We start from the raw sequence: 8625 nt of genomic DNA, 5'->3' as shown, positions 1-8625 counted from the left end.
GTATCTGCGACGGTGCTTGGGAGGAAGTAGAGCGGCTACCATCGGCGCAGCCCAGTCGACAAGAAGATGCACTGCTTCAAGTTGCTGGCAGACCGCGTGAAGTCGCGGGACTTTGACCGACAGGTGGTGGAGCTTGAAATCTGCGCAGCGATTCTGAATCGCGCTACAGCTCCGGACACGCCGCAAACGGTACGGATGGAATAAGTCCGCATATGGATTGGTTGCACTCAACCTTTAACTGATTTGTGCAATAAAGTCTCCCGACGCCAAACCAAACCGACGAGTAAAAAAAGAACCGGCCTCTTAAAAAGAGCCGGCCAGAGGCAGAGGAGTACGCCCGATGAAATATCGTCTTGCCTTGCCGCGCTCAGCGGACCACCGTTTCCACGGCCCAAGCGTTGTTTTTCACCGTGGACAGCGTGACCGGCGCTTTCAACAGATTGCCATTGGGCGCGAAGGCGAAGTCCGCCGTCACGCCGCTGTAGCGGATGGCGGCCAGCTTGGGCAGGTATTTGGCCGGCTCCACTGAGCCCGCCTGTTTCATGGCTGCGGCCACCAGCATCACGCCGTCGTAGAACTGCGGCCCCAGCAGCACCACGTCTTGATGGAAGCGTTCATTGTAGCGGCGCTCAAACGCCTTGCCCGCCGGACGGGCACCGAGCACGCCGCCGGCCACCGCCGAGTAGTGACCGGCCGCGTCCGCGCCGGCCAGCTGGATGAAGGTGGGGGTGTTGAGCATGTCCCCGCCCATCAGCCTGGCCTTGAGGCCTAGCCGTTTCATCTGCTTGACCATGGGCGCGGCCTGGGCGTCGGCGCCGCCGTAGAACACCACGTCCGGATTGACGGCCTTGAGCGAGGTGAGGATGGCGGTGAAGTCGGTCGCTTTGTCGGTGGTGAACTCGCGGCGAGTCACCTTGCCGCCGTTGGCCGCCACTGCCTTGACGAATTCGTCGGCGATGCCTTGGCCGTAGGCGGTGCGGTCGTCGATGGCGACAATGGTCTTTGCCTTCATCGTTTTGACGGCGAACTGCCCCAGCGCGCCGCCTATCTGGCTGTCGCTGCCCACCAGGCGGAAGGTGGTTTTGTAGCCTTGCTGGGTATAGGCCGGGTTGGTGGCCACCGACAATTGCGGGATGCCGGCTTCTGAGTAAATGCGCGAGGCGGGGATGGACACGCCGGAGTTGAAGTGACCGATGACGGCCTTCACCCCGGCGTCCACCAGCCGCTGCGCCGCCTGGGTGCCGATGCGCGGGTCGGCCTGGTCGTCCTCGGACACCAGTTCGAACTTGATCTTCTGCCCGCCCACCACCGGGCCCTTGGCGTTGACATCGTCCACCGCCATTTTGGCGGCGTTTTCATTGTCCTTGCCATAGTGGGCCTGCGGGCCGGACATCGGCGAGGCGAAGCCTATCTTGACCACGGTATCGGCATGGGCCGCCGCCATGGCGAACGGCGCCATCATGCCGCCCAGCGCCACCACCCAGTTCACTTCCGCAAACAGTTTGTTCCAAGCCATGAGATGTCTCCTTTATTGCTGCATTGACCAGGGCAAGCCACCCGGCCCACCCTGCTACCGCTCCCCCGCCGCGGCTGGTCTACGCCAGCCTGAGGCGGGGTCAAAAACGAGATAGCCGATACGGCTGCATGTCCAGCGCCGGCGGCCGTCCCTGCAGCATGTCGCGCAGCAGCGCGCCGGTGGTGGCCGCCAGCGTCAGGCCCAGATGGCCGTGGCCGGTGGCGAACCACAGCCCCGGCTGCGGCGCCGGGCCGATGATGGGCAGGGTGTCCGGCAGCGACGGGCGGTTGCCCATCCACACTGTCATGTCTTCGGTGGAGAAATCGCCGACGATGCGCCTGGCCTTGTCCAGCAGGATGTGGGCGCGGCGCCAGTCCGGCGGCGCGTCGCGATGCGCCAGCTCCACCGTGCCGGCCAGGCGCAGGCCGCCGTTGGCCATCGGCAGGATGACGAAGCTCTCGCTGGCGCACTGGATGAAGTGGCGCAGCGCCACCCCGGCCTTGGGCAGGTTGACGTGATAGCCGCGCTCGCTTTCCAGTGGCACGCGGTATTTATGCTGCTTGACGAAGCGGTCGCTCCACACGCCGCAGGCGATCACCACCGCGTCGGCGCGCAGGCGGCCGTTGCCCGCCGTTTCCACGCCGGCCACGCGGCCGGCCTCCATCGCCGTGGCCAGCGCCTCGTCCCGGACAAAGCGGCCGCCCTCGCGGAGAAAGGCGTCGAACAGGCCGCGGCTGAAGACATAGGGGTCGTCCACATGGGACCACGCCGGCACCTTGACCGCGTAGCGCCATTCCTCGCCCACAACGCCCTCTTCTTCCACCAGCGCCTCGCGGTCCAGCGCCTGCCATTGCACGCCATGGCGGCGCTTGGCGTCCCAGTCCGGCGCGGCTGCGTCGAACTCCTCCCGGCTGCGATACAGCGTCAGGTTGCCGTGCCGCCGCCACAAATGGCCAAGGCCGGCTTGGGCGATCAGTCCGGCGTAGTCGTCATTGACCCGGCCCAGCAACGCGGCCAGCGCCTGCGTCAGCTCGGCCACGCGGCGCGGCCGGCTTGCAGCCAGAAAGCGCAGCAGCCAGGGAGCCAGCGTGGGCAGGTAGCGCCAGCGCAGGGCCAGCGGCCCCAGCGGGTCCAGCATCCAGCCGGGCACCTTGCGCAGCACGCCGGGCTCGGCCAGCGGGATCACGTCGCTGACGGCGAAAGCTCCGGCATTGCCGTAGCTGGTTTCCATCGCCGGCTCGCCGCGGTCCAGCAGCGTCACTTCGAAACCGGCCAGGCGCAGCTGCAAGGCGGCGGCGATGCCGACCACGCCGGCGCCCACCACGATGACGGCCGCGCCGGGCGCAATAGCGGGCGCCATGGCTCAGTCCTCCCGATCGCCGTCCAGCAGGCGGCGCAGCGCCAACGGATTGGCCTGTTTCAAGGCCTGCGGCAGCAGCGCGTCCGGAAAGTCCTGATAGCAGACCGGCCGCAGGAAGCGCTGGATGGCCGCCGTGCCCACCGAGGTGGCCCGCGCGTCCGAGGTGGCCGGGTACGGCCCGCCATGCACCATGGCGTCGCACACTTCCACGCCGGTGGGCCAGCCGTTCGCCAGAATGCGGCCAGCCTTGCGCTCCAGCGTGGGCAGCAGCGCGTGGGCCAGGTCCAGATCGCCCTCGTCCAGCTGCAGCGTGGCGGTGAGCTGGCCTTCCAGCTGCTCGGCAAGTTGGCGGAACTCCCGCGCGTCCTTGCATTGCACGATCAAGGAGGCGGCGCCGAACACTTCGGCCCGCAGCGCTGGGTTGGCCAGATAGTCCCGCGCGTCGGCCAGCCACAGCTGGGCCTGGCACTGATTCGGCCCGGTGACCGGCAGGCCAGCGGCCGCCAGGCGCGCATGCCCGGACAGCGCGTCCACGCCCGCCAGGTAAGCGTGGAAGATGCCGGGCGTCAGCATGGTCTGCGCCGGGCTCTGCCGCAGCAGAGCGGACACGGCGGCGATGAAGCCATCCAACGCCGGGCCCTGCTCGGCGATGATCAAGCCGGGATTGGTGCAGAACTGCCCCGCGCCCAGCGTCAGCGAGCCGACAAAGCCCTGCGCCAGCGCCTCGCCGCGCGCCTGCAGCGCCGCCGGCAGCAGAAACACCGGATTGGTGGAACTCATTTCCGCATAAACCGGAATCGGCTCCGGCCGGTTTTGCGCCAGCCGGCACAAGGCCAGGCCGCCGCCGCGCGAGCCGGTGAAGCCCACCGCCTTGACGCGCGGATCGGCCACCAAAGCCTGCCCCGCTTCGCGGCCTTCGCCGAACAGCAGCGCGAACACGCCGGCCGGCAACCCGCATTTCTCCGCCGCCCGCGCGATGGCCCGCCCCGCCAGTTCGCTGACGCCGGGATGGGCGCTATGGGCCTTGACGATGACCGGGCAGCCGGCCGCCAGCGCGGAAGCGGTATCGCCGCCGGCCACCGAGAAGGCCAAGGGGAAATTGCTGGCGCCGAACACCGCCACCGGCCCCAGCGCCACCTGGCGCTGGCGCAGATCGGCGCGCGGCAGCGGCTGGCGCTGCGGCATGGCCGGGTCTACCCGCGCGTCCAGCCACTCGCCGGCCCGCAGCGTGCGGGCGAACAGCCGCAGCTGGCCGCAGGCGCGGCCGCGCTCTCCCTGCAAGCGGGCGCGCGGCAGGCCGGTTTCGGCCATCGCGCGTTCTATCAGCGCATCGCCCAGCGCTTCCATCTCGTCGGCGATGGTTTCGAGAAAGCGCGCCCGCGTTTCCGGCGCGGTTTCGCGGTAGGCGTCAAACGCGTCCCAGGCCAATGCGCAGGCCTGCTCCACCTGTTCGCGGTCCGCGCCGGGGTAGCCCGGCTCCAGCGCTTGATCGGTGGACGGGTCTATCGCCCGGATCCTCTCGCGGCGGCCGGCGACGGCCTGCCCGCCGATGAGCATCTTGCCTGTCAGATTCATCATGTTTCCTGTGTGATTAAGCTTCAGGCGACGTTCAGTTCGGCCGACCAGTTGCGGTACCACTCGCGGAACAGCGCGTACTGGGTTTCGGAATAGCGGCGCTGGGCGGGGCTCAGCGCGTCGGTCTCGTTGAAATGCAGCGCGTATTCCTTGTCGCCGTTCAGCACCATCAAGTGCTTGTAATACAGCACCAGGTCGCAGCCTTCGTCGAAGGAGGACAACACGGCCAGCGCCGATTCCAGCTCGCCGGCGCGGCGGCGGGCGACGGCATCGCCCCTGGCCGCCGCCTTGCTCAGCGCCACCAGGTGCAGCACCTCGCGCGGCAGCGCGTTGCCGATGCCGGTGATGGCGCCGGTGGCGTTGCAATTGACGAAGCCGTGCACCACCTGGGTGTCCACCCCCACCATCAGCGTGACTTCGTCATCCTGGGAGGTGATGTGCTCGGCGGCGTAGCGCATGTCGGCGGCGCCGCCGAACTCCTTGAAGCCGATCAGGTTGGGATAGGCGCGGCGCAGCTCGAAGAACAGGTCGGCGCGGGTGGCGAAGCCATAGTAGGGGCTGTTGTAGATCACGGCCGGCAGCTTGGGCGCGGCGGCCAGAATGGCCGAGAAATGCGCCTTTTGCGCGGCCGGCGACGCGCCGCGCGACAGCACCCGCGGGATCACCATCAAGCCATGCGCGCCCACCCTGGCGGCGTGGGCGGCATGGGAAACCGCCTCGCGGGTGTTGACGGCGCCGGTACCCACGATGGTCGGCACACCGGCGGCCACCAGCCGCGCCACACCCTCCTGGCGCTGGGCTTCGCTCAGCAGCGGCCAGTCGCCCATGGAGCCGCAGTACACCACCGCGCTCATGCCCAGGGACACCAGCTCCTTGCCCTTGGCCACCAGCGCGTCAAAATCCGGCTGGCGATCGGCGGTGCACGGGGTCATCAGCGCCGGGATGCAGCCGGTGAAAATGTTATCGCTCATTGTTTTGCTCCTTGCGGCATTCATTCAGGTGGTAGAGGTAATGAGAGGCGCGGGCTCAGATGCCCCACGCGAAGGGGTCTTGTTCGTCGATCAGCAATGTGGCGCGCGCCGTGATGTGGGCGCGGCCGGTGATGTAGGGGCGGATGAAGTCGCCTTCGCGCTGGTAATGGCCGATGAAACGGCTGCCGGTGATGCCGGCCTGCACCCACTCTTCGCCTTCGGCCAGCTTCCCGTCGGCGGCCAGGCAGGCCAGCTTGGCGCTGGTGCCGGTGCCGCAGGGGGAACGGTCGTAGGCCTTGCCTGGGCACATGACGAAGTTGCGGCTGTCGGCGTGTTCGTCGTCGGCGAACAGCTCCACATGATCGATGCGCGCGCCGTCGGCGCCGGTGACGCCCTGCGCCTCCAGCGCCTGCATCGTGGCGCAGCTGAACGCGCTCAGCGCCTCGACATTGTCCAGCCGCACGCTCAGGCCATGCTCGGCCACCAGGAAAAACCAGTTGCCGCCCCAGGCGATGTCGCCGGTCACCGTTCCATGGCCGGGCACCTCCACCGCCGCCTGCCGGCGGTAGCGATAAGCCGGCACATTGCGCAGCGTCACCGTGCCGTCCTCATGCAAGACGGCGTCCACCGGCCCCACCGGGGTGTCGATCTTGTGGCTGCCGGGCGCGATGCGCCCCAGGTAATGCAAGGAGGCGATCAGGCCTATGGTGCCGTGGCCGCACATCCCGATGTAGCCAGTGTTGTTGAAGAAGATCACCCCGCAGGCGGCGTCGGGCGAAACCGGCTCGCAATACAGCGCGCCCACCAGCACATCGCTGCCGCGCGGCTCCAGCAGGCAGGCGCGGCGCCATGGATCGTGCAGTTCGCGCAACGCATCGCGTTTGTCCGCCATGGTGGCTCCCGTCAATGCGGGGAATCCGCTCAGCACCAGCCGGGTGGGTTCGCCCCCGGTGTGGGAATCGATGATCTCCACCTGTTTCATTCGTGTATCCATTTCCAAACCCCATCCAGTCCGACCGACCGCGCCGTCGTCTCGCAGGCCGTTGATTCCATTGAATCTCCGCGCCGCGCCGGTATTCGCTTCCACCCCGCTAGCATGGCTGCGTTGTCGGCGACAATCTTGATGGTTATCATCAGTTGCGATGACGAAATCGGCATAGTTTTCGTTTAAGAGGGCCTGGCGAGCGGGATAGGCTTGAGGCTTGGCCGGGCGGCAGAGCATTCGGGATGGCGGGGCGGCGATGGACGCCGACGGCCAGGCGCGGCGCTTGGCGCGCCAAGAAAGGCGGAAGGGATGACGAGCGAGACCGTGGAAAAAATCGCCCGCTGGCGGGACGAAATCCGCCCGGCGACGATAGACCAGCTGCTGGCGGGCATCGCCCCGCTCCTGCCGGTGCTGGACCTCATCCCCAATGCGGCCATCTTCATCAAGGACAGGCAAGCGCGCTATCTCTGCGCCAACCAGACGCTGGTGCAGCGCTGCGGGCTGAAGGATTTGCGGCCGCTGCTGGGCAAGACCAGCGCGGAAGTGTTCCCGGCCCAGCTGGGGCCGGCGTATACGGCGCAGGATCTCAAGGTGCTGCAAGACGGCCTGGTGCTTGAGAGCCAGCTGGAACTGCATCTGTTCAAGAACCGCGAGCCGGGCTGGTGCCTGACCTACAAATGGCCGTTGCGCGACCGGCAGGACGAGATCATCGGCCTGATCGGCATCTCGCTGGACCTGCAAGCGGCCAGCAAGACCCACCCGGCGTACAAACGCCTGGTGGCGGTGGACGAATTCATCCGCCGCAACTTCAGCCAGCCGGTCACCATGGCGGAGCTCACCGGCATCGCCGGCATGTCCGCCGCCCAGCTGGAGCGCTACTGCAAAAAAGTGTTCCACCTGTCGCCGCGGCAGATGATACACAAGGCCAGGCTGGAACACGCGCACCGGCTGCTGCATGAAGACATGGCCATCACCGAAGTGGCGCTGCGCTGCGGCTATGCCGATCACAGCGCCTTCAGCCGGCAGTTCAAGGCCTTGACCGGCCTGACGCCGCGCCAGTACCGCCAGCAGCTGGGCAGAAGCGATGCCGAGCCGGCTTCGGATGCCGAATAGCCAACGCGGGGCTCTGAGACCGGCTGCGCTTGTCGCGGCCGCGAGCCTGACAGCAAGTCCACGCAACCTCTGGCGGCGGCCTCGGTCATAATGCGATGAGCCACATCCTGAACATGGAGCGTCTGATGAAGTTTCTCCTGCCCGCCGCCGCGCTGCTGGTTTCCGCCGCGGCCATGGCCGATGCGCCAAGCAAGCCCGTCATCACCGGCAACATCCTGCGTCTGGATTCCGCCTGCGACTTCACCGAAAGCAGCCTGAACATCCAGCGCGACAACCTCTCCCTGAGCGCCACGCTCAATAAGGCGGCCGCCGCGCGCCTGCAGCAGGCCACCGGCGACTTCCTGAATCAAAGCATGGTGGTGGTGATCAACGACGTGCCCGTCAGCGCTCCGGTCGTCAGGGCCGTGATCAACACCGGCAAGGTCCAATTCGCGCTGGGACGCGACGCCGCCGACAAACTGTTGCCCACCCTGCTGGAAACCACCTGCTACCAGGAAAAGCCGCAGGCCAAGTAACCGGCCGCTAGGCCTTGTGCGTGGACAGCAGAATGCTGGTTTCGCTGGCGGAAATGCCCGGAATCAGCCTGACGCGCCCCTGCACCCGGTCGAATTGCTCTAGCGAATCGGCGCGCAGCTCGGCCAGGATGTCCCAGCGGCCGTTGGTGGAATGCAAGGCGTGGGCGCTGGGATCGCCGCGCAGCGCCTGCATCACCGCGGCGGTCTTGTTGCCCTCCACCGCGATGCACATCCAGGCCCGGATGCGCCTGGCTTCCGCCTCCGGCTTCACTTTCACCGTGTAGCCGACGATCACCCCGCTCTCTTCCAGCCTGGCGATGCGATGCTGCACCGTCGCCCGCGACACTCTCAACTTCTCCGCCAACGCGGTGACGGATATCCGCGCGTCGTCGCGCAGCAGCGCCAGTAATTGCCTGTCGGCATCGTTCATGCCAAATCGTCAATCAAACCCATCAATTTGCAAAACAATATGAAAATTCTGTAAGGTTTGCCAGCTTTTTGACGACAATCCGGAGGCGCACAATATCGACCATTCTTGATCCGCATCAATACCGGCTCAATCGATAGCCGCAGGTCAAGACGGACACCTT

The 8625-nt window shown here is 66.9% G+C and carries 8 protein-coding genes and 1 pseudogene; 3 read left to right on the top strand and 6 right to left on the bottom strand.

The features are described 5' to 3' along the window. Positions 1–30: 30 nt before the first annotated feature. A pseudogene (locus VL52_RS25325) lies at positions 31–204 on the top strand (IS5/IS1182 family transposase); the annotation flags it as partial. A 163-nt stretch (positions 205–367) separates the two neighbouring features. Here the strand turns inward: VL52_RS25325 and VL52_RS09535 are convergent. The 5 genes from VL52_RS09535 to VL52_RS09515 all read right to left on the bottom strand — a co-directional run bounded on the left by VL52_RS09535 (position 368) and on the right by VL52_RS09515 (position 6404). Further along, a complete protein-coding gene (locus VL52_RS09535) occupies positions 368–1516 on the bottom strand; it encodes a branched-chain amino acid ABC transporter substrate-binding protein (protein WP_046156808.1) in 1149 nt (382 codons plus the stop codon). 100 nt (positions 1517–1616) lie between these two features. Then, entirely contained in the window at positions 1617–2876 is a 1260-nt protein-coding gene (locus tag VL52_RS09530; protein ID WP_046156807.1) for an NAD(P)/FAD-dependent oxidoreductase, read from the bottom strand. Between the two features lie 3 nt (positions 2877–2879). Continuing rightward, on the bottom strand, positions 2880–4451 hold the full coding sequence (locus VL52_RS09525) for an aldehyde dehydrogenase (NADP(+)) (protein WP_046156806.1): 1572 nt from the start codon (positions 4449–4451) through the stop codon (positions 2880–2882). 23 nt (positions 4452–4474) lie between these two features. Continuing rightward, a complete protein-coding gene (locus tag VL52_RS09520; RefSeq protein WP_046156805.1) occupies positions 4475–5422 on the bottom strand; it encodes a dihydrodipicolinate synthase family protein in 948 nt (315 codons plus the stop codon). 55 nt (positions 5423–5477) lie between these two features. Continuing rightward, positions 5478–6404 carry a 4-hydroxyproline epimerase gene (locus tag VL52_RS09515; protein ID WP_046156804.1) on the bottom strand — a complete coding sequence of 309 codons (927 nt, stop codon included), beginning with the start codon at positions 6402–6404 and terminating at the stop codon, positions 5478–5480. A gap of 312 nt (positions 6405–6716) precedes the next feature. On the opposite strand from VL52_RS09515, the gene VL52_RS09510 reads away from it, so the two are divergent. After that, the gene (locus tag VL52_RS09510) at positions 6717–7520 is read left to right on the top strand and encodes an AraC family transcriptional regulator (RefSeq protein ID WP_046156803.1); all 804 of its coding nucleotides are present in this window, start codon (positions 6717–6719) and stop codon (positions 7518–7520) included. A gap of 125 nt (positions 7521–7645) precedes the next feature. Next, on the top strand, positions 7646–8035 hold the full coding sequence (locus VL52_RS09505; RefSeq protein ID WP_144408911.1) for a hypothetical protein: 390 nt from the start codon (positions 7646–7648) through the stop codon (positions 8033–8035). 7 nt (positions 8036–8042) lie between these two features. On the opposite strand, the gene VL52_RS09500 is transcribed toward VL52_RS09505, so the two are convergent. Continuing rightward, positions 8043–8465 (bottom strand): Lrp/AsnC family transcriptional regulator, encoded by a 423-nt coding sequence (locus VL52_RS09500; RefSeq protein ID WP_046156801.1) that lies wholly within the window; start codon positions 8463–8465, stop codon positions 8043–8045. Between the last annotated feature and the right edge of the window lie 160 nt (positions 8466–8625).

Origin of the sequence: Chromobacterium vaccinii (assembly GCF_000971335.1) — a bacterium.
In the GTDB taxonomy this organism is placed as follows: domain Bacteria; phylum Pseudomonadota; class Gammaproteobacteria; order Burkholderiales; family Chromobacteriaceae; genus Chromobacterium; species Chromobacterium vaccinii.
This window is presented reverse-complemented; position numbering and strand designations above follow the sequence as displayed.

What these genes read in the sequence shown, in the direction of transcription:
- VL52_RS09535 (WP_046156808.1), bottom strand. Translation starts at nt 1,516, where the DNA reads ATGGCTTGGAACAAACTGTTTGCGGAAGTGAACTGGGTGGTGGCGCTG.
- VL52_RS09530 (WP_046156807.1), bottom strand. Translation starts at nt 2,876, where the DNA reads ATGGCGCCCGCTATTGCGCCCGGCGCGGCCGTCATCGTGGTGGGCGCC.
- VL52_RS09525 (WP_046156806.1), bottom strand. Translation starts at nt 4,451, where the DNA reads ATGAATCTGACAGGCAAGATGCTCATCGGCGGGCAGGCCGTCGCCGGC.
- VL52_RS09520 (WP_046156805.1), bottom strand. Translation starts at nt 5,422, where the DNA reads ATGAGCGATAACATTTTCACCGGCTGCATCCCGGCGCTGATGACCCCG.
- VL52_RS09515 (WP_046156804.1), bottom strand. Translation starts at nt 6,404, where the DNA reads ATGAAACAGGTGGAGATCATCGATTCCCACACCGGGGGCGAACCCACC.
- VL52_RS09510 (WP_046156803.1), top strand. Translation starts at nt 6,717, where the DNA reads ATGACGAGCGAGACCGTGGAAAAAATCGCCCGCTGGCGGGACGAAATC.
- VL52_RS09505 (WP_144408911.1), top strand. Translation starts at nt 7,646, where the DNA reads ATGAAGTTTCTCCTGCCCGCCGCCGCGCTGCTGGTTTCCGCCGCGGCC.
- VL52_RS09500 (WP_046156801.1), bottom strand. Translation starts at nt 8,465, where the DNA reads ATGAACGATGCCGACAGGCAATTACTGGCGCTGCTGCGCGACGACGCG.